This is a genomic window from Mycobacteroides saopaulense (assembly GCF_001456355.1).
GTDB lineage: Bacteria > Actinomycetota > Actinomycetes > Mycobacteriales > Mycobacteriaceae > Mycobacterium > Mycobacterium saopaulense.
This window is the reverse complement of sequence record NZ_CP010271.1, coordinates 1,434,253-1,453,789: the sequence shown is the minus strand read 5'-3', so window position 1 is coordinate 1,453,789 and position 19,537 is coordinate 1,434,253. Positions and strand designations below refer to the sequence as shown.

16 protein-coding genes, 2 tRNA genes and 1 pseudogene are annotated in these 19,537 nt (G+C 65.9%); 6 read left to right on the top strand and 13 right to left on the bottom strand.

The window, feature by feature from the left end; genetic code table 11:
• Nucleotides 1–59 precede the first annotated feature (59 nt).
• Nucleotides 60–1,517, bottom strand: coding sequence for a trigger factor (gene tig / locus MYCSP_RS07245; RefSeq protein ID WP_088413483.1), 1,458 nt, complete (start codon nt 1,515–1,517; stop codon nt 60–62).
• Nucleotides 1,518–1,582: 65 nt separating this feature from the next.
• A tRNA-Pro gene (locus MYCSP_RS07240) sits at nt 1,583–1,656 on the bottom strand.
• 143 nt (nt 1,657–1,799) lie between these two features.
• Between MYCSP_RS07240 and MYCSP_RS07235 the strand changes: the two genes are divergently transcribed.
• Together MYCSP_RS07235 and MYCSP_RS07230 are read left to right on the top strand one after the other, a co-directional pair.
• Nucleotides 1,800–1,873 (top strand) — tRNA-Gly (locus tag MYCSP_RS07235).
• Nucleotides 1,874–1,894: 21 nt separating this feature from the next.
• Nucleotides 1,895–2,785 (top strand): hypothetical protein, encoded by an 891-nt coding sequence (locus MYCSP_RS07230; RefSeq protein ID WP_088413482.1) that lies wholly within the window; start codon nt 1,895–1,897, stop codon nt 2,783–2,785.
• Nucleotides 2,786–2,790: 5 nt separating this feature from the next.
• Here the strand turns inward: MYCSP_RS07230 and MYCSP_RS07225 are convergent, their stop codons facing one another.
• The 3 genes from MYCSP_RS07225 to MYCSP_RS07215 form a co-directional block, all read right to left on the bottom strand.
• Entirely contained in the window at nt 2,791–3,453 is a 663-nt protein-coding gene (locus MYCSP_RS07225; RefSeq protein WP_070911215.1) for a TetR/AcrR family transcriptional regulator, read from the bottom strand.
• 78 nt (nt 3,454–3,531) lie between these two features.
• Nucleotides 3,532–4,329 carry an Fpg/Nei family DNA glycosylase gene (locus MYCSP_RS07220; protein ID WP_083019326.1) on the bottom strand — a complete coding sequence of 266 codons (798 nt, stop codon included), beginning with the start codon at nt 4,327–4,329 and terminating at the stop codon, nt 3,532–3,534.
• Nucleotides 4,330–4,335: 6 nt separating this feature from the next.
• Nucleotides 4,336–4,815 carry a ribose-5-phosphate isomerase gene (locus MYCSP_RS07215; protein ID WP_070911217.1) on the bottom strand — a complete coding sequence of 160 codons (480 nt, stop codon included), beginning with the start codon at nt 4,813–4,815 and terminating at the stop codon, nt 4,336–4,338.
• A 47-nt stretch (nt 4,816–4,862) separates the two neighbouring features.
• Here MYCSP_RS07215 and MYCSP_RS07210 point away from each other — a divergent pair, with 47 nt between their 5' ends.
• The gene (locus MYCSP_RS07210) at nt 4,863–5,819 is read left to right on the top strand and encodes a M48 family metallopeptidase (RefSeq protein WP_083019322.1); all 957 of its coding nucleotides are present in this window, start codon (nt 4,863–4,865) and stop codon (nt 5,817–5,819) included.
• Here MYCSP_RS07210 and MYCSP_RS07205 read toward each other — a convergent pair.
• A complete protein-coding gene (locus MYCSP_RS07205; RefSeq protein WP_083019320.1) occupies nt 5,816–6,433 on the bottom strand; it encodes a mycothiol-dependent nitroreductase Rv2466c family protein in 618 nt (205 codons plus the stop codon). The genes MYCSP_RS07210 and MYCSP_RS07205 overlap by 4 nt on opposite strands.
• A 105-nt stretch (nt 6,434–6,538) precedes the next feature.
• Between MYCSP_RS07205 and pepN the strand changes: the two genes are divergently transcribed.
• The gene (gene pepN, locus MYCSP_RS07200) at nt 6,539–9,130 is read left to right on the top strand and encodes an aminopeptidase N (RefSeq protein ID WP_088413481.1); all 2,592 of its coding nucleotides are present in this window, start codon (nt 6,539–6,541) and stop codon (nt 9,128–9,130) included.
• Between the two features lie 6 nt (nt 9,131–9,136).
• Here the strand turns inward: pepN and MYCSP_RS07195 are convergent.
• The 4 genes and pseudogenes from MYCSP_RS07195 to MYCSP_RS07180 form a co-directional block, all read right to left on the bottom strand.
• Nucleotides 9,137–9,976: pseudogene (locus MYCSP_RS07195) on the bottom strand (hypothetical protein); the annotation flags it as partial.
• A 129-nt stretch (nt 9,977–10,105) separates the two neighbouring features.
• The gene (locus MYCSP_RS07190) at nt 10,106–10,573 is read right to left on the bottom strand and encodes a DUF5130 domain-containing protein (RefSeq protein WP_162266214.1); all 468 of its coding nucleotides are present in this window, start codon (nt 10,571–10,573) and stop codon (nt 10,106–10,108) included.
• The gene (gene ctaJ / locus MYCSP_RS07185; protein ID WP_083019316.1) at nt 10,560–10,829 is read right to left on the bottom strand and encodes an aa3-type cytochrome oxidase subunit CtaJ; all 270 of its coding nucleotides are present in this window, start codon (nt 10,827–10,829) and stop codon (nt 10,560–10,562) included. Before ctaJ ends, MYCSP_RS07190 begins: the two co-directional genes overlap by 14 nt.
• A 22-nt stretch (nt 10,830–10,851) precedes the next feature.
• Nucleotides 10,852–11,403 carry an HNH endonuclease gene (locus tag MYCSP_RS07180; protein WP_088415502.1) on the bottom strand — a complete coding sequence of 184 codons (552 nt, stop codon included), beginning with the start codon at nt 11,401–11,403 and terminating at the stop codon, nt 10,852–10,854.
• Between the two features lie 237 nt (nt 11,404–11,640).
• Here MYCSP_RS07180 and MYCSP_RS07175 point away from each other — a divergent pair, with 237 nt between their 5' ends.
• Together MYCSP_RS07175 and MYCSP_RS07170 are read left to right on the top strand one after the other, a co-directional pair.
• Nucleotides 11,641–12,048 carry a globin gene (locus tag MYCSP_RS07175; RefSeq protein WP_083019312.1) on the top strand — a complete coding sequence of 136 codons (408 nt, stop codon included), beginning with the start codon at nt 11,641–11,643 and terminating at the stop codon, nt 12,046–12,048.
• Nucleotides 12,049–12,099: 51 nt separating this feature from the next.
• Entirely contained in the window at nt 12,100–13,689 is a 1,590-nt protein-coding gene (locus MYCSP_RS07170; RefSeq protein ID WP_083019310.1) for a glycoside hydrolase family 13 protein, read from the top strand.
• Here the strand turns inward: MYCSP_RS07170 and MYCSP_RS07165 are convergent.
• From MYCSP_RS07165 to MYCSP_RS07155, 3 genes are read right to left on the bottom strand one after another with little or no spacing between them, the layout of a single operon-like run.
• On the bottom strand, nt 13,686–14,333 hold the full coding sequence (locus tag MYCSP_RS07165; protein WP_083019379.1) for a hypothetical protein: 648 nt from the start codon (nt 14,331–14,333) through the stop codon (nt 13,686–13,688). The two genes, MYCSP_RS07170 and MYCSP_RS07165, sit on opposite strands and share 4 nt — an antisense overlap.
• Nucleotides 14,330–14,755 carry an acyl-CoA thioesterase gene (locus MYCSP_RS07160; protein ID WP_070911224.1) on the bottom strand — a complete coding sequence of 142 codons (426 nt, stop codon included), beginning with the start codon at nt 14,753–14,755 and terminating at the stop codon, nt 14,330–14,332. Before MYCSP_RS07160 ends, MYCSP_RS07165 begins: the two co-directional genes overlap by 4 nt.
• Nucleotides 14,756–14,762: 7 nt before the next feature.
• Nucleotides 14,763–19,433 (bottom strand): NAD-glutamate dehydrogenase, encoded by a 4,671-nt coding sequence (locus MYCSP_RS07155; protein ID WP_162266322.1) that lies wholly within the window; start codon nt 19,431–19,433, stop codon nt 14,763–14,765.
• Nucleotides 19,434–19,537 lie beyond the last annotated feature (104 nt).

Genomic DNA, 19,537 nt, shown 5'->3' with positions numbered 1-19,537 from the left:
CGAGTTCGCTCAGAGCGTGATGCTCTTCGCGCGAGACTCTCATCGCCGCGTGACGCGGACTACTCGGCGTCGTCGTCCTTGCTCTTCTTCTTGGCCTTCTTCTCGGCCTTCTCGGACTTGTCTGTTTTCTCGCTGTCCGCACTCTTCTTGGCCTTGGCCGGCTTGTCCTCGGCGTCGGTCTCGTCGGCTCCACCGCGGCGCGGTCCCAGCACGGCGTCGACGTCGACATCGGCACCGGTGGAGTCGGTGACCTTGGCCTGACGGATGACCTCGGCGATGGCCTTGCCGCGGCGCACGTCGACGTACAGACCCGGCAACTGCTGCTGCTGGGTCAGGTACTGGATCAGCTGCTGCGGCTCGATGCCGTACTGACGCGACATCAGGACCAGGCGCTCGGTGAGGTCCTGCTGGTCGACGTTGATGTCGAACTTGTCGGCGATCACGTCGAGCAGCAGCTCGGTCTTGATGGACTTGGTGGCGGATTCGCGCATGTCTTTGTCGAACTCTTCGCGCGAGGTGCCCTGCTCTTCCAGCAGTTCGTTGAGCTTGTCCTCGTTGTGGTCGAGGCCGTGGACAGCCTCATGCAGGCTGTTGCCGATCTGCTCCTCGAGGATCTTCTCGGGGACCGGGATTTCGATCTTCTCGAGCAGCGCGGTGATGGTCTCGTCGCGGATCTCGTCGGCCTGCGCGATGCGCTTGCGTCCCTTCACCTGCTCGGTGAGGCTCTCTTTGAGCTCGCCGATGGTGTCGAATTCGCTTGCCAGCTGGGCGAAATCATCGTCAGCGGCGGGGAGCTCGCGCTCCTTGATGGACCCGACCTTGACGGTGACCTCGGCGTCCTGTCCGGCGAACTCACCGGCGGCCAGCTTGGTGGTGAACACCTTCTCCTCGCCGGCCTTCAGGCCGATGATGGCCTCGTCGAGACCGTCGATCAGCTGCCCGGAGCCGATCTCGTGCGACAGACCGGTGGTCGCGGCTTCCTCGACCTCCTTGCCGTCCACGGTGGCCGACAGGTCGATCGAGACGAAGTCGCCGTTCTCGGCGGCACGCTCGACGCCCTTGAGGGTGCCGAACCGCGCACGCAGTGAGTCCAGCTCGGCCTCGACCTCGGAGTCCTCGACGGTGACGGGCTCGACGGTCACCGCGACGGTGCTCAGGTCGGGCAGCTCGATCTCGGGGCGCACATCCACCTCGGCGGTGAAGGTCAGCTCCTGGCCGTCCTCGATCTTGGTGACCTCGATCTCCGGCTGGCCGAGGGGCTTGACGTCGGAGGCGGTGACGGCCTCGCTGTAGCGGGCCGGCAGGGCCGAGTTGACGACCTGCTCCAGTACGGCGGCGCGGCCGACGCGGGCCTCAAGCAGCTTCGCGGGGGCCTTACCGGGGCGGAAGCCTGGCAGACGGACCTGCTGGGCCAGCTCCTTGTAGGCCTTGGAGAAATCTGGTTCGAGCTCTGCGAAGGGAACCTCGACGTTGATGCGAACCCGGGTCGGGCTCAGCTTTTCGACGGTGCTCTTCACGTGCAGTGCTCCTTCATAGTTCGCGGCAGATCGTCTGACCTGCAGTTCTTCGTACTGTCGTGCTGTCGGGGTGACAGGATTTGAACCTGCGACCCTCCGCTCCCAAAGCGGATGCGCTACCAAGCTGCGCTACACCCCGTCGGACCTGCGTCCATCACTTCCAACGTGACTTCGTGCAAGACCACGTGATCCTACGGCCTCGACATGTCACGGTAAGAATTGGATTTGATCCGCCCCGGCGCTGTACATTCGTCAGCGCGTGCGGGACAACCTCGCAAGCATGCGGGTGTAGCTCAATGGTAGAGCCCTAGTCTTCCAAACTAGCTACGCGGGTTCGATTCCCGTCACCCGCTCCACCAGTCAGTACCGTAGGTGCCATGGAAATCATCCTGGGCCTGCTTCTCGTCGGCGTGATCGTCGGCGGCGCGATCATCTATACACAGGGATCGAGTCGCCGCCGCGGCGATCAGCTCGAAGACGCCAAGGCCGACGCCCGTCGCCTCACCGAACGCCTCGGTGGACAGGTGCTGGGTTTGAGCGGGAACGACGACGCGTCTCGTCAGGCGCTGGCCGACGCCTCTGAGCGCTACACCGCCGCATCCTCGGCCATCGAGCAGGCCCGGACCCCGGCGCAGGCAGCACTTGCCAAGGAAAGCGCCATCGAGGGCCTCTACTACGTGCGTGCCGCTCGGCTCGCCATGGGCATGGATCCCGGACCCGAACTGCCCTCGACCGCCGGACAGAGCAAGGCGGGCGCGGTCAGCGAGGATCGAAGCATCGAATTCGAGGGCCGCCAGATCGAGGCGTCTCCGCAACCGTCCGGCCGCACCCCCAACTACTACCCCGGCGGCACCGTTGCCGGGCGTCCCGTTCCTGCGGGCTGGTACTCCGAGCCGTGGTGGAAGCCCGCCCTCGTCGCGGGCGCCTGGGGCGTGGGGTCGGCGCTGCTGTTCAACTCGCTCTTCTCCGGCATGCACGGCGTGGGTTACGGCGCGCAGGGCTTCGAAAGCGGTTTCGGCCAAGGATATTCCGACGGCTATGACGCCGGACTCAACGCCGGGCAGGACGGCGGCGCAGACCAGGCCGGCTGGGATCAGGGATCAGGCGCCGATCAAGGAGGCGGTTGGGACCAGGGCGGCTCCAGCTGGGACCAAAGTGGTGGCGGCTGGGACCAAGGCGGCGGTGGCGGTTGGGACGGTGGCGGTTGGGACGGCGGCGGCTGGGATGGTGGCGGCGGCGACTTCGGTGGCGATTTCGGAGACTTCTAGAACGCTTACTGCGCCGTGAGGGGCACGTTGGGCGTCAGCAGGATGGGCGCGAACGTCTCGCGGGCCAGTGCGCGCACCTCTTCGGTGTTGCCGAGGTCGATGGTCGTCGTCGGTGCCGCGAGGTATCCCAGCACTAGGTGGATCAATACGTCGACCTGCCGCCCGGAATCGCCCGGCGGGATGCGCCCTTCCTCGCGCATCTGGTCGATCTGGGCGATGAGGTAGTTCCGCGCCAGGTCGATGGGCGCCGGATCGCCCTGAGTGATCACTTCGACTGCGGTCATTCTGGCTACGAGTGAATCACTGCGCAGCAGAGGGTGATTCACGATCTCGATGCAGACTGCGAACCCTTCGGCGACCCGCTCGCCGATGTCGTCGAAACCACCGGCGCGCTCTTGTAGTTCGTCCAGGAACTTCTGCATCTCTTGGGCAAGCGCCCGCTCGAACAACGCGTCCTTGCTGGAAAAGCGCCGAAACACTGTGGCGCGGCCCACTTTCGCCCGCCGCGCCACCTCGTCGATGGTGGCCGTCTGGGTGCCCCGCTCGGCCAGCACCTCGATGGCGGCATCCAGCAGCCGGGTCTCGATGCCATCGGGTTCGGGGTGCGAGCCCAGTCCACGGACCGCGCGCGCCATGAGCTTTCCCAACGGCGCACCCGGTCGCGTCATGAACTCCCCTTTCGGGTTACTGGTACTCGCAGTCCCATTCAGCGCAGTTTACAACCGGAGACGTCATCGCGGTTGACATCAGCGAATTTGACATGAGGGACACCAGAACAGATTTCGCGCATCCATCTCGGCGGTGAGAATGGGCGTGCCACACACCCGGCACGGCGACCCCGCGCGCCGATATACGTACGTGCGCGGACGATCGGGCGCGTACGACGGGTCGCCATGGTCATATTCGGGGTCGACGGTGACGATCTTGCCCACCCGCAACCCGATCCGCATCCGGTCGACGAGGTCATCCCAGAGTGCGGTGAGTTCATCGGGATCCAGCCGATCGCCCTGCCGGTACGGGTCGATCTTCAGCCGGAACAGCACCTCACTCCGGTACACATTGCCCACCCCGGCGATGATCTTCTGATCCATCAAGAGCGCACCGATTGGCCTGTGGGACTTGGCTATCCGCTCAAACGCGGAGGACGGGTCGGATCGGGGACGCAACGGGTCCGGGCCGAGGCGGGCCAAGATCGCGTCGACCTGCGCGCCGTCGATGAGTTCGCACGCCGTCGCGCCACGCAGATCGGTGCCGAACTCCGTTCCCTCGATACGCATCCGGACCTGGCCGACGGGGATACCCATCGGCACCGGGAGCTCGGTGAAGGTGCCGTAGAGCCCCAGATGTACGTGCACGACACCGACGGGGCCGTAGTCGTGAAACAGGTGCTTGCCCCAGGCGTGTGCCTTCACGAAGGTGCGTCCGTTGACCGCGGCCGCGCCCTCGGTGAACCGCCCCTGCGGACTACTCACCGATACCGGCGAACCGGCGAACCGGCGCTGATGCAGCCGGGCCAGCCGGTGCAGGGTATGCCCCTCCGGCACAGGCGTTTACGCGTTGGCGCCCGGTACCGGCGGCGCGTCGTGCGTGGTCTCGTACTCGGCCAGGATGTCGATGCGGCGCTGGTGTCGCGGCTCCTCGGACCACTTGGCCGACAGGAACGCGTCGACGATGGCGAGCGCCTCCGGCACGGTGTGCATGCGGCCGCCGATGCCGATCAGCTGGGCGTTGTTGTGCTCACGGGCCAGGACGGCGGTCTCCAGGCTCCACGCCAGTGCACAGCGGGCACCCGGGACCTTGTTGGCGGCGATCTGCTCACCGTTACCCGAACCGCCCAGCACGATGCCCAGGCTGCCCGGATCGGCAACGGTGCGACGTGCGGCGTCGATGCAGAATGCCGGGTAATCGTCCTGCGGGTCCAGCTCAAAGGCCCCGCAGTCCACCGGCTCGTGGCCGCGGCCACGAAGATGCTCGATGATCTTCTGCTTCAACTCGTATCCGGCGTGATCGGCTCCCACATAGACGCGCATGCCGCTGATTGTGTCAGGTGGCCCTGCGGTCGGTTACCGTGGCGCGCATGTACCCGGTCGGACTGCCCCAGTACACCTATCCCCCGCGCCGCCATCCGTGGGAGATCGGGTTGCTCGTCGTCGTGATCCTGTTCACCGTGCTGCTGTACGCCGGCGCGATTTTCAGCATCGTCGGGTATCTCGCCGACCCCGAGCACGTCGACCTGAACATCATCATCGTCGCGCTGGCCGCCACGCCCCTGACCCTGTACCTAGGTCGAGGCATCCTGTACGGGCAGCAGCGGGTGAACGGCGTGAAGATGTCGCCCACCCAATTCCCCGAGGGATACGCGATGGTGGTCGAGGCTGCGCAGCGTTTCGGCCTGCAGGAAGTGCCCGATGCCTACGTCGTGCTGGGCAACGGTCAGATCAACGCCTTCGCCAGCGGCCACGGCTTCCGCCGGTTCGTCGTCGTCTACAGCGACCTGTTCGAGATCGGCGGCGACGCCCGTGACCCGGAGGCACTGGCGTTCATCATCGGCCACGAGGTCGGCCACATCGCCGCCGGGCACGCGTCCTATTGGCGCCAATTCGCCCAGACGGCGATGAACTTCGTCCCCTTCCTGGGGACATCGCTGTCGCGGTCGATGGAGTACACCGCCGACAACCACGGATACGCCATGCGCCCCACCGGGATTCAGGGAGCGATCGGGGTGATGGCGGCGGGCAAGTACCTGCTCAAGCGCGTCGAATTCGACACGCTGGCCAACCGCGCCACCCTGGAGACCGGCTTCTTCGTCTGGCTGGTCAACATGCTCTCCAGCCACCCCGTGCACACCTGGCGCGCGGCGGCGTTGCGGAATCGGCAGCAGGCCGGGTCGTTGTTCTTCCGACCCAAGCTGCTGCCGCCGACTCCCATTCCTCCCGTGCCGCCGCTGCTGCCGCCGGCGCCGTCTCCGATACCGCACGGCTATCTGCCGCAGCCGCAGGGCTACACCTTCGACAACCCGCCGCCGCGGTACTAGTCGAAGGTCGGCGGCTCGGTACGGGTGCGCTTGAGCTCGAAGAAGTGTGGGTATGAGGCGAAGATCACCGACGCATCCCACAGCTTCCCGGCCTCTTCGCCACGCGGGATCTTGGAGATCACCGGGCCGAAGAAGGCCACACCGTTGACGTGGATGGTCGGAGTCCCGACGTCCGGGCCCACCTTGTCCATACCGGCATGGTGGCTGACGCGCAGCGCCTCGTCATAGTCGGTGGACTGGGCCGCGTCGGCCAATTCGGCAGGCAGACCCACCTCGGCCAGTGATTCGGCGATGACGACGGGCAGATCCTTGTTGTCCTGGTTGTGGATCCGGGTACCCAGCGCCGTGTACAGCGGCTCCAGGATTTCCGGGCCCTTGGCCTGCTCGGCGGCGATGGCGACCCGCACCGGGCCCCAGGCCGTCTTCATGAGTTCGACGTAACGCTCCGGCAGGTCCTCGCGTCCCTCGTTGAGGACGGCCAGGCTCATCACCCGGAACTTCACGTCGATGTCGCGAACCTTCTGGACCTCCAGGATCCACCGCGAGGTGATCCAGCACCACGGACACAGCGGATCGAACCAGAATTCGGCGAGGTCCTTCTTGCCTGCAGACATAACGCGCCTTTCGAGTGTGATGTGGCCAACGTCTTTCCCAACTCAGGATGCCGCCCTCGTGTTCCCATCCCGCACGAGAAGCCCTCTACCGGCTACGTTGGGTACGTGGCACTCCCTAACCTCACCCGTGACCAGGCCGCGGCCCGCGCCGCGGCGATCGACGTCCAGCACTACGCGATCACCCTCGACCTCACCGACGGTGCAGGCGCCCCCAGCGAACAGACGTTCCACTCGGCGACCACTGTCACCTTCACCGCGCAGCCGGGTGGGTCGACAGTCATCGACATCGCCGCGCGCACGGTGCGTCGAGTCGAGCTCAATGGCACGGCGCTGGACGTCAGCGAATACGACGAGGAGCAGGGCATCGAGCTTCCCGGGCTGCTGGCCTCCAACACCGTGGTGGTGGAGGCAGATTGCGAGTACTCGCACACCGGTGAGGGACTGCACCGTTTCGTGGACCCGGTCGATGACGAGGTGTACCTGTACTCGCAGTTCGAAACCGCCGATGCCAAGCGGATGTTCGCGTGCTTCGACCAGCCCGACCTCAAGGCCGCCTTCGACGTCACGGTGACCGCCCCCGCCCACTGGCAGGTGATCTCCAACGGCGCGCCGCTGTCCGTCGCCGACGGCGTGCACACCTTCGCCACCACCGCGAAGATGAGCACCTATCTGGTCGCGTTGATCGCCGGGCCGTACGCCCGGTGGAACGACGAGTACTCCGATGAGCACGGCACCATCGATCTGGGCATCTACTGCCGCGCCTCGCTGTCGGAGTTCATGGATGCCGACCGACTGTTCACCGAGACCAAACAGGGATTCGGCTTCTACCACAAGAACTTTGGCACCCCGTATGCGTTCGGCAAGTACGACCAGTTGTTCGTGCCGGAGTTCAACGCCGGCGCCATGGAGAACGCCGGTGCGGTGACCTTCCTGGAGGATTACGTCTTCCGCTCCAAGGTCACCAAGTACTCCTACGAGCGCCGCGCCGAGACCGTGCTGCACGAGATGGCGCACATGTGGTTCGGCGATCTGGTCACCATGCGGTGGTGGGATGACCTGTGGCTCAACGAATCCTTCGCCACCTTTGCCTCAGTGCTGTGCCAGGCCGAGGCCACCGAATACACCGAGGCGTGGACCACCTTCGCCAACGTCGAGAAGTCGTGGGCGTACCGCCAGGATCAGCTGCCGTCCACTCACCCGGTGGCCGCCGACATCCCAGACCTGGCCGCCGTCGAGGTGAACTTCGACGGGATCACCTACGCCAAGGGCGCCAGTGTGCTCAAACAGCTGGTGGCGTATGTCGGTCTGGAGAACTTCCTCTCCGGTCTGCGCGCGTACTTCACGGCGCACGCTTTCGGCAACGCGACGTTCGACGACCTGCTGGGGGCGCTGGAAGCGGCCTCGGGGCGGGACCTGTCGGACTGGGGCACGCAGTGGCTCAAGACCACCGGTCTGAACACCCTGTCCCCCGAATTCGAGGTCGACGACGAGGGCAAGTTCACGCGGTTCGTCGTCAAGCAGTCCGGAGCGGCGCCCGGAGCCGGTGAGACACGTGTGCACCGGCTGGCCGTCGGGATCTACGACGACGCCGGAGCCGCGGAGTCGGCTACATCCGGGGCCAGCGGCAAACTCGTCAGAATCCATCGCGAAGAGCTCGATGTCGAGGGTCCGTCGACGGATGTGCCGGCGCTGGTTGGTGTTTCCCGAGGCAAGCTGATCCTGGTCAACGACGACGACCTGACGTACTGCTCGCTGCGGCTCGACGACGAATCGCTGGAAACGGTGCTGTCACGGATCGCCGATATCGCCGAGCCGCTGCCGCGCACCCTGGCCTGGTCGGCCGCCTGGGAGATGACCCGCGAGGCCGAGCTACGCGCACGCGACTTCGTGGCGCTGGTGTCCTCCGGTGTGCACGCCGAGTCGGAAGTGGGTGTGGCGCAGCGCCTGCTGCTGCAGGCCCAGACCGCGCTGAGCTCGTACGTGGAACCCGAGTGGGCACGCGAGCACGGCTGGCCGGCCTTCGCCGACCGGCTGCTGGAGCTGGCGCGCGCCGCCGAGCCGGGCTCGGACCATCAGCTGGCGTTCGTGAACGCCTTCACCACTTCGGTGTTGTCCGCGGGGCACACCGTCGTGCTGCAGGCGCTGCTGGACTCCGATCCCGCGGCGCTGGACCTGCCCGGCCTCACCGTCGACACCGACCTGCGGTGGCGAATCGTGAACGCGCTGGCGGCATCCGGCGCACTGGAGCCGGATGCGTCGGTGTTCATCGACGCCGAGCTGGAGCGCGACCAGACCGCGGCGGGCAAGCGTCAGGCGGCGCAGGCGCGCGCGGCCCGACCGGTCGCCGAGGTCAAGGAGGCCGCGTGGAAGCAGGTCATCGAGGATGACACGCTGCCCAACATCACCGCGCGTTCGGTGATCGCGGGCATCGTGCAGCCCGGACAGGCCGCGCTGCTGGAGCCGTTCGCGGGCCGCTACTTCGATGCCATCGAGGGTGTGTGGGCTCGGCGTTCCAGCGAAGTGGCCCAGACCGTGGTAATCGGCCTGTACCCCTCGTGGGACATCTCGCAGCGTGCGGTGGAGTCAGCAGATGGCTTCTTGGCCAAGGAGATCCCGTCGGCGCTGCGCCGCCTGGTCTCCGAGGGACGCGCGGGCATCGTCAGGTCGCTGCGGGCCCGCGAGTTCGACGCCCAGTAAGCACCCCCTTGCGCCGCGGGCCTCGCGCACCCGGCGAATGATGTCCTCCGGGTGGTCCTCGGCGACCACCCGGACGATCAGCCAGCCCAGGCCTTCGAGCATCTCCAGGCGCCTGATGTCTTTGAGGTACTGCCGACGGTCGCTGCGATGGTGGTCGCCGTCGTATTCGACACCCACCATGACGTCCTCCCAGCCCATGTCGATGTAACCGAGGGCGACGAAGTCGCCGTTGTGCACCACGATCTGCGTGCTGGGGCGCGGCAACCTGGCCCGGATAAGCAGCAGCCGCAGCCACGTCTCCCTGGGCGATTGGGCGCCGGCGTCGACCAGGTCGAGGGCGGCCCGCGCCCGCCGCACACCACGCATCCCGCGATGCCGGGATACGAGTTCGAGCACATCGAGTGCACACAGCTGCGTCGCCCGGGCGAGCGAATCGATGACAGCCACCGCGACATCTTGCGGATACCGACTCGCGAGGTCGAGCGCGGTGCGGGCGGCGGTGGTGACCCGCATGCCGCGCACCACGCACACCTCGTCGGGACCGAGCGCACACCTGCGGGTGATCACACCACTCTCGCGGCGACGGTTGTGGTCGTCCACGATTTCCGCCGGCCGGGACAGATCAACCCACTGCGCGCCGTGCAGCGCTGCCGCCGAGAAGCCCGCGAGCACTCCCCGGCGGCGCGATCGCAGCCACGCCGCTTCGGCGCGAATCGTCGGAGTCATCGCGCAATCTCGAGGTATGTAAACGTCTTTATGCCAGGCCACATACTTCGCGGACAGCTCATGGCGTGTCACCAAGCCCGCGCGAAGTGCCTCACTGCCGAGAACCACCCCACTCACCATCGCCGAATCATGCGGCAGCCCACCGACAAACGCGTCGAGCGCATACCAGGCGCAGTGAATTCGGGGAATTCGCATGCGTGCGGTATGCGCTCGACGCAAAAGCGGGGTGCGCGGTAGTCCGCGCGGGAACTAGGGGCGTGCGATGGCGGCGCTCATCACGCGCACCGCGCTGATGATCCCGTCGAGCAGGTTGCCCTCTTTGAACGACGCCAGCGCGGCGGCGACACCAAGGTCGGCGGCGGACTCGGCGCCACGACCCTTGAGTCCCTCGCCGTAGACGACCTCCACGACGTGCTGGTCGGGCGACACGGCGATCAGCACGGCCTCGTCGGGCGTGGGCACCTTGAGGAAGACCTCGCGAGCGCCGATGGACGTGTCCGACCCCAGGTCGCCGATGTACACCGAGAACCGCGCCTTCGACTGGCGTGACCCGTAGGTCAGGGCATCGTCGAGCGTGGCCAGCTCGTAGTTCGGGAACGGGTAGTTGACCGACAGCTCACCCGGCTCGGTAACGCCCGAGATACGACCGCTGACGGTCTCGGCCCATCCGCGAGGGAGTTCCGCGGGAGCAGTCTTGGTGACTTCACCACTTGCCACGTGCGGACCCTCCAATCGCCTCGGCGCCTGCGTGGCCGCCATGACCGTGGCCATGCCCATGGGCATCACCGATGTTCTCGTCGACGGCAGCCCACAGGATCGGGGCGTGCGTCCAGCCGTCGTTCATGTTGTACGTCGCGGGGTGCGGCCCCTTCTTGCGCATCGTCCACAGTCCGACGAGCACGAGGAAGACCGGCGCGATCAGGGCTACCCATACCGGCATCCCGATGTATGTGGGGCTGTTGAGGAAGCTCACGATGCAAACCGTAGCCGATAAGTCACGCCGCGCCCTCGCCCAGGTATCGCACCCAGGCCGGGTCGAGTTCCTTCACCGACGACAGCAGCCGCCAATGCTGGCCCTTGGGCGGCATCGGCGTGGTGTGCAACGCCCAGCCCAAGTCGGCCAGCAGCCGGTCCGCCTTGCGGTGATTACACGAGGAACAGCAGGCCACACAGTTCTCCCAGGAGTGCGAACCACCCTTGCTGCGCGGGATCACATGATCGATCGTGTCGGCCCGCCCACCGCAGTACGCGCAACGGAACCGGTCACGATGCATCAGCGCGGCGCGCGTCATCGGAACCCGGGCCCGGTAGGGCACCCGGACGAAGGTCCGCAGTCTGATCACCGACGGGACCGCCACCGACGTCGTGGCGGAATGGATGACGGGGGCACCTGGGTCGTCGTGCACCACATCGGCCTTACCGCACAGCAGCATGATCACGGCGCGGCGCATCGGCAGCGCAGTCAGCGGCTCATATGTGGAGTTCAGCAATAACACGCGACGCCGGCCCCATAGGGAACCGGCGTCGTTGGACTGCTGCGGGGGAATGGCCCCGGGGACCCTCGTCCCCGGGACACTGTGCAGTATTCGGGCCGACCCGTTCTGGGTCGGCCCAGCGCTGGCACTGCTATGCCGGTGCCCACGGCTCTTCTTGTGTTGCGCCATTACAACCAGTGCACCACGATTCGGCGGTCTTCGCACGACAATTTGCACCGTGTTCGCAGGTCAATCCAATGAACATCACGTGACCAACCCGGCTGACCGGCCCACACAGGTACCGGCACAATGGCGTACGTGGCAGCCCCTACCCCAGAAAACTTCTACGAGGCCGTCGGTGGCGAGGCCACTTTCCACGCGATAGTGGCCCGCTTCTACGAGCTGGTAGCCGATGACGAGGTGTTGCGGCCGCTCTATCCGGAAGAAGATCTCACCGGCGCCGAGGATCGCCTGCGAATGTTCCTCGAGCAGTACTGGGGCGGCCCGCGTACCTACTCGGATCAGCGCGGACATCCGCGATTGCGGATGCGTCACGCACCGTTTCGGATCGGGCCCATCGAGCGTGACGCGTGGCTGCGCTGCATGCGGACCGCCGTCGATTCCATCGACCGCAACACCCTGGACGACGAGCATCGCGCCCAGCTGTGGAGCTACCTGGAAATGGCGGCGCAGTCGATGGTCAACTCCCCGTTCTGACGGTCGATCGCGATTCGAGGCCGACGCCGCCGTGGTGCAGAATGATCAACCGTGACCCCCGCCTACTTGGGCCAACATGACGACCCCTGGTGGTCGCGGGCCGTTTTCTATCAGATCTACCCGCGGTCGTTCGGCGACAGCGACGGCGACGGGGTCGGAGACCTCGACGGTATTTCAGCAAAACTTGGCTACCTTGACCTGCTCGGCATCGAAGGCATCTGGCTAAATCCAGTCACCAGATCGCCGATGGCGGACCACGGCTATGACGTGTCCAACCCACGCGAGATCGATCCGCTGTTCGGTGGATCGATCGCGATGCACCGGCTCATCGCCTCGGCGCACCGGCACAACATCAAGGTCATCATGGACCTTGTCCCCAATCACACCAGCTCCCAGCACCCGTGGTTCCTGGAAGCACTCCAGAGCCCACCCGGCAGCGATGCCCGTGCGCGCTACATCTTCAGAGACGGCAAGGGCGCCAATGGCGAACTGCCGCCGAACAATTGGCCGTCGGTGTTCGGCGGCCCGGCCTGGACACGGATCACCGAGCCGGACGGCACTCCCGGCCAGTGGTACCTACACCTGTTCGCTCCCGAACAGCCCGACGTCAACTGGGACAACCCGGAGGTGTTCGACGACTTCGCCGACACCCTGCGCTTCTGGCTGGACCGCGGCATCGACGGCTTCCGCCTCGACGTGGCCCACGGCATGGCCAAGCCGCCGGGCCTCCCCGATATCGAGGACACCGAAACCTCGATGCTGCACATCGCCGACGAAGACCCGCGCTTCAACAACGAAGGCGTCCACGAATACCACCGCAAGATTCGTAAGGTGCTCGATCAGTACCGCGATGTGGTTGCCGTCGGCGAGATCTGGGTGAACGACAACACCCGCTTCGCCGAATACGTCAGGCCCGACGAGCTGCACCTCGGATTCAACTTCAAACTGGTCGAAGCCGACTTCGATGCCGACAAGATCCGTTCGGCCATCGAGAACTCGCTCGCCGCAGTGGATTCCGTGGGCGCGACACCCACCTGGACGTTGTCCAACCACGACGTGGAGCGCGAGGTGACGCGCTACGGCGACGGCCAGATCGGCCAGTGGCGGGCCAGGGCCATGGCCCTGGTGATGCTTGCGCTGCCCGGAACTGTGTTCATCTACAACGGTTCCGAGCTCGGACTGCCGAATGTCGATCTGCCCGACGAGGCCCTGCAGGATCCGGTGTGGGAGCGCTCCGGGCACACCGAGCGGGGCCGCGACGGCTGCCGGGTGCCGATCCCCTGGGAGGGCACCGATCCCCCTTATGGCTTCTCGAGCAACGACCAGACCTGGCTGCCCATGCCGCACGGCTGGGCGGAATTCACCGTCGAGCGTCAGCTAGAGCGCACCGACTCCACGCTGTCGCTGTATCGGCGGGCCATCGAATTGCGCAAGAACCGTCCAGAATTCAAGGGCACCAGCCTGGAGTGGTACGGCAGCCCGCCGGGCGCACTGGCATTCCGCGTCAAGGGCGGCGGCCTCACCTGCGCCGTGAACGTCAGCAGCGATCTGGTGGATCTGCCCGAGGGCGAAGTCATCCTGACCAGCGGGCCGCTCGTCAACGGCAAGCTGCCACGCAACACCGCGGCCTGGATCGTCTAACGCACCAGCAGCGACAGGTCGGTTCGATGGCGATACACCGAACCGAACCGGGCATCCAGGCGCAGCCATGACGGCAGGGCGCGCACCCGCACCGGCTCCTCCTCGGTGGGGCTCGGCGGGATGAATCCCATTGCGATCAAGGCAAATACGCATCGCATCGGCACGTCGACCTGCTGACCACCGGCGCCGTCGACAGTGACGACCGACTGATCGAGCAGCGACACGGGCGGCCCGTGAGCACTGCCGTGCTCGCGGGCCAGCTCTCCCCCGCGCTGTGCCAGTTCGAGCACCGACCGCGCAGGAATGTCGTCTAGGTATTCGAAACCGTTGTCCGCCGGCAGGGCACCGCGCCACACCGAGTCCATGGGGAACCCGGTGTGCACATAGCCGTCCGCGTCAGGGCTCTGCAGACCACGCAGCACCTCGTCGACGGCGGCGGTGATATCAGGTGTGCGCAACTCGCCGCGCACCGCACGGCAGGCCAGCACATCGAACTGTGTTGCCGCCCAGACAACTACCCGGCCATCGTCGCGCACGCGCAGCCGCACCACCGCCGACTCGTCGAGCTGAGCGACACGGGTGAGGAAGGTGGCGAGGTCCTTGCGGTCATAGGCGTCGGGTACCCGCAGCGGGGCCTCGGTCACGGCCGTGACCACCGCTGCAGGTATTCGCGGTGAGTATCGGTGAGGCGCAACAGGGTCTGGCTGTCGAGGTGAAAGGTGACCAGCTGGGTGTCGGCGATCACCGCGGGTTTGGAGTCGGGTGCTGCATCCACCGAACGCACCTCGTAGTTGATGGTGAAGTCCGCCGCCCGGATCTTCGACACCCACATGGTCACCTGCAACGGCGAGTCCGCGAGCCGCACCTGCCCCTTGTACTTCACGTGGACGTCGGCGATGAGCAGGCCCGTGGTGGTGATCTCTGCACCAAAGACGTCACGCAGGAAGGGCACTCGCGCCTCTTCCAAGATCGTCACCATCGTCGCGTGGTTCACATGCTGGTACATGTCGATATCGGACCAGCGGACCGGCACCGCCGCGACATAGCCGGGCTTATCAGAACTCATGGCTCCATCATGCAGGACCGGTGATGCTGCTCCTGATCATCCCTCTGATCTGGCGTGCTGCCACCGACAACGTCGCCAGGTCCGGCTCGCCCGAGGCGAAGATCTCCGCCAGGGTGCCGCGGGCCCGCTCCAGACGCGAGGCGTTGGTGAACTCCCACTCGGCGATCTTCTGTTCACCGGTCTCGTCCGGTTCGCCCACCGACAGCACGTCCATGGTGAGCGCCCGCAGCGAGGAGTAGATGTCATCGCGGATCGCCAACCGGGCCAGGCTATGCCACCGATCGTTGCGTTCCAGCTGCGAGACGGCGGTCAGCAGATCATCCACCCGCAGGTCGTCCATCAGGGTGAAGTACAGATCCGCGACCTCGGCGCCGTCACGATCGGCGATATCGGCGATATCGATGATGTCCAGCAGGCTGAAACCATAGAGGCAGCTGGCCACGTCACTGGCGAGATCGAACGGAACACCCAGTGCCACCAAGTCTTCGGTCTGCTTGGTGACAATCTCCAGATCGTGACCGCGCAGCCAGGTGGTGAGCTTCGGGCTCAGCTCGGCAATGCCCTGGGCAAAGCGGTTGATCTCGGCGCCCACCGCCAGCGGCTGCGGCCGGTAGCTGATGAGCCACCGCGATGCGCGATCGAGCAGACGGCGCATGTCCAGCGTCAGCCGGTCCGAAACCGCCACGGGCACATCGGCATGGCGGATGCGGTCCCACAGCGAGCGCAGCCCGAAGATCGCTTCAACGGCCACATAGGTCTTGAGACCGTCCACCGAACCTGTCCCGGCATCCTCGAAAAGCCGGTACACGTAGGTGATTCCACCGCAATCGACCACCGAGTTGACCAGCATGGTGGCATAGATCTCTTTGCGCAGCGGATGCTGCCGGATCTCTGCGTCGAAGCGCTCACGCAGCACGTCCGGAAAATAGTGCACCATACGTCGCAGCGTGACCTCTTGATCCGGGGCATCGCTGGCCAGCAGATCATCTTTGAGCCCCAGCTTGACGTGCGCCATGAGCGTCGCCAGTTCCGGTGAGGTCAAACCGATCCCGAGTGCGACGCGGCGATCGATCTCCTTTTCCGACGGCAGCGCCTCCAGCTCGCGATCGAGCCCGCGCTCGGCGACCAGGTAGCCGATTTGCCGCGCATGCACACTGAGCAGCGAGGCCGCATTGGCACGGCTGGTGCCCATGAGGTTGTTCTGAGATTCGTTGTCGGCCAGCACGAGCGTGGCGACATCGTCGGTCATCGATTCCAGCAGGGCTGTCCGTTCGGAGGCTGCGATCTTGCCTGCGCTGACCAGCGAGTCGATCAGGATCTTGATGTTGACCTCGTGGTCCGAGCAGTCCACACCGGCGGAGTTGTCCAGGGCGTCGGTGTTGACGCGACCGCCGTTGAGCTCGAACTCGATGCGTCCCCGTGACGTCAGGCCCAGGTTGCCGCCCTCCCCGATCACCCTGGCGCGCACCTGGTTTCCGTTGACACGGACGGCGTCGTTGGCCTTGTCTCCCACATCGGCCTGCGATTCGCTCTCGGCCTTGATGTAGGTGCCGATGCCGCCGTTGAAGAACAGGTCGACCGGCGCGAGCAGGATGGCACGCACGAGCTGTGGCGGCGTCATCTCTGCTACGTCGCTGTCGATTCCGAGTGCGTCACGCACCTCGGGACTGATCGGTATCGACTTTTGTTCCTTGCTGTAGACACCGCCGCCGGCACTGATGAGCGCGGGGTTGTAGTCGGCCCAGCTGGAGCGTTCCAGGGCGAACATCCGCTTGCGCTCCGCCCAGGAGGAAGCCGGATCGGGGTTGGGGTCCAAGAAGATGTCCCGGTGATCGAACGCGGCCACCAGCTTGATGTGCTGGGACAGCAGCATGCCGTTGCCGAAGACGTCGCCGCTCATGTCGCCGACCCCGGCAACGGTGAAATCCTGTGTCTGGGTGTCGATTCCCATTTCCAAGAAGTGACGCTTGACGCTCTCCCAAGCGCCGCGGGCGGTAATGCCCATCGCCTTGTGGTCATAGCCGACGGAGCCGCCCGAGGCGAACGCGTCGCCGAGCCAGAATCCATACGACAACGCGACATCGTTGGCGATATCGGAGAAGGTCGCGGTGCCCTTATCCGCGGCGACAACGAGGTAGGGGTCGTCGCCGTCGCGGCGGCGCACCCCCTCGGGGGGCACGACCTCGTTGGTGGTGCGGTCCCGGTTGTCGGTGATGTCGAGCAGACCGCTGATGAAGCGCCGGTAGCACTCCACGCCCTCGGCGCGGAACGCGTCGCGGTCGGCGGCAGCGTCGCCGGTGGCCACCGGCGGATTCTTCACGACGAAGCCGCCCTTGGCGCCGACGGGAACGATGACCGCGTTCTTCACGGCCTGCGCCTTCACCAGTCCCAGGATCTCGGTGCGGAAGTCTTCGCGACGGTCGGACCAGCGCAGGCCACCACGTGCCACCGGACCAAACCTCAGGTGCACGCCTTCCACCCGCGGGGAGTACACGAAGATCTCAAAGCGCGGCCGGGGCTCGGGCAGCTCGGTGATCTCGCGCGGGTTGAGCTTGAAGGACAGCACTCCCTTGGCGCGCGCCGAGTCCTCTTTTTTCACAAAGTAGTTGGTGCGCAGCGTGGCCTGGATCAGCCCGAAGAACGCGCGCAGCACCCTGTCGGTGTCGAGGCTGACCACCTTGTCGATCTCTGCCAACACGTGCGCGGCCTTGGCTTCGGCCAGCGTGTCGTCGGTGATGGCCGGATCGAACCGCGCCTCGAACAGCTCCACGAAATCGCGTGCGGTCTGGGAGTTGTCGGCCAGCACCGTCTCGATGTGCGCCTGGCTGTACGGGAAACCCGCCTGCCGCAGGTACTTGGCGTATCCGCGCAAGATGGTGATCTGGCCGGCGGTAAGACCGGCGCGCAGCACCAACTCGTTGAACCTGTCGGTTTCCACGCGGCCATGCCAGACGTCGTCAATGGCATCGGTGAGCAACTCGGCGCGGCGCTCGGTGCCGTCCGCGTCGAAAGTGCGGGCAATCGCCGGATGCACCACGATGCGGAAGGCGTACAACGACACCGCCAGGCCGTCGGGCCGGGTGAAGTGATACGGACGTTCCTCCAGCACGTCGACACCCATGCTGTGCAGCACGGGCAGCACCTGGCTCAGGGACGCCGAACGTCCGCCCAGATACATGCTGAGCACTCCGGTGCCCAGCTCCTCGGCGTCATAGGCCAGGTCGATGGAATCCTTCTGCAGCCCTTCGATTCTGGCGATGTCGGCGATGGCCTCGGCGGGCGGAACGTTTGTCTTGAAGACTTCGGGCAGGATGACCGAATACCGCTCCGCGCAGGCCCGATCGATCGGGGAATCAGGTCGCACCGCGCTGACCAGCCGATCGCTCCAGGTGCGGGTGGTCTGGGTGAGCAGCCCCTGGATGCGGACCCGGTTCTCTTCCGAGGTGTCCACGCTGGTGGACTGGTTGTCCTCCGGCATACGGACCGTGAAATGAACCAGTGCCCAGGGTGATTCGCTGACACGTGCGGTGTAGTCGATGCCCGTGCCACCAAGCTCGCGCACCAGGGTGTCCTGCATGGCCAGCCGCACCGTGGTGGTGTAACGGTCGCGGGGCAGGTACACCAGGGCCGTCACGAAGTTCCCCAATTCGTCGGCGCGCAGGAACAACAGAGTGCCCGGGTGGGCCCCGATGTTCCGCACCGCGGTGACGAGATTCTGGAGCTGGTCAACCCCCGCCGCAAACAGCTCGGCGCGGGGCAGGTTCTGCATGATGTCGATCAGCATGTGCCCGGCCAGCGAGTCCTGGCTGGCGTCCGAACGCGCCAACACTTGATGCACCCGGTCGGAAACCACCGGGATGCTCATCACGTCCGCGTTCATCGCGGCGACGGTGAACACTCCGACGAGGCGGTGTTCGACGGCGGGCCCGCTGCCGTCGTCCTGCCGTATCACCACGATGTTCGGGTAGATGGCGTACCGCAGGTAGGTAGGTGTGGTGGCCTGCGCCAGCACCAGCAGATCGTCGTTGTGGGTGAGCTGCGGGAGCACTTCTTCACGGCGCTTGAGCAGGCCCAGCCTGCTCGACTCGTCCACCGTCGCTCGTCCGTTCTCCACCGTGCAGCGCTGGTAGCCCAGCACCGTGAAGTTCCCGTCGACCAGCCAGCGCAGCAAGTTGGCGACCTCGGTCAGCTCCGCGGCAGAGAACCTGGCGGTGCCCGCGGAAGCATCCAGATCGACGGCCAACTCGATGACCGCATCGCGCATCGCCTCGGTGTCGGCGGCGACATGGCTGCCGTCTTCCAGGGTGTGCGGCAGCTGAGTTTCGATGAAGGCCAGGCGCTCGGCATCAATGGACGGCGGCAGTTGCAAGTGGATCCAGCACTCGGCGCCGACGGCGCTGTCACTGTGTGGGTTGTCCAGCGGGGCCGCGGAGAGCAGCGCGCCGTCGGCCGAACGCTCGACGGTGAAAACCGGGTCCATGAGGTCGACGATCGCCACACCCAGCCGGCGCAGAAGCACGGTGATCGACTCGGTCAGCAACGGCGTGTAGTCGGTCACCAATTGCAGCGCGGTGCCCAGTCCGGCGTCGTCGCCATTGCGGTAGACCGCCATCGATATCGCGTGCGGTTGGCGTTGTGCCGCCAGTCGCAGGAGTGCGCGCAAGAGTGCTTCCCGCACGGGCGGGGCCGGCGGTGCGGCGTGGCCATCGGCATCGAATACCTCGTCCCATTCCTGGTCTCCCAGGAAGCGGGCACGGCTGAAAGCAGCTGTCAGAGTTTCGA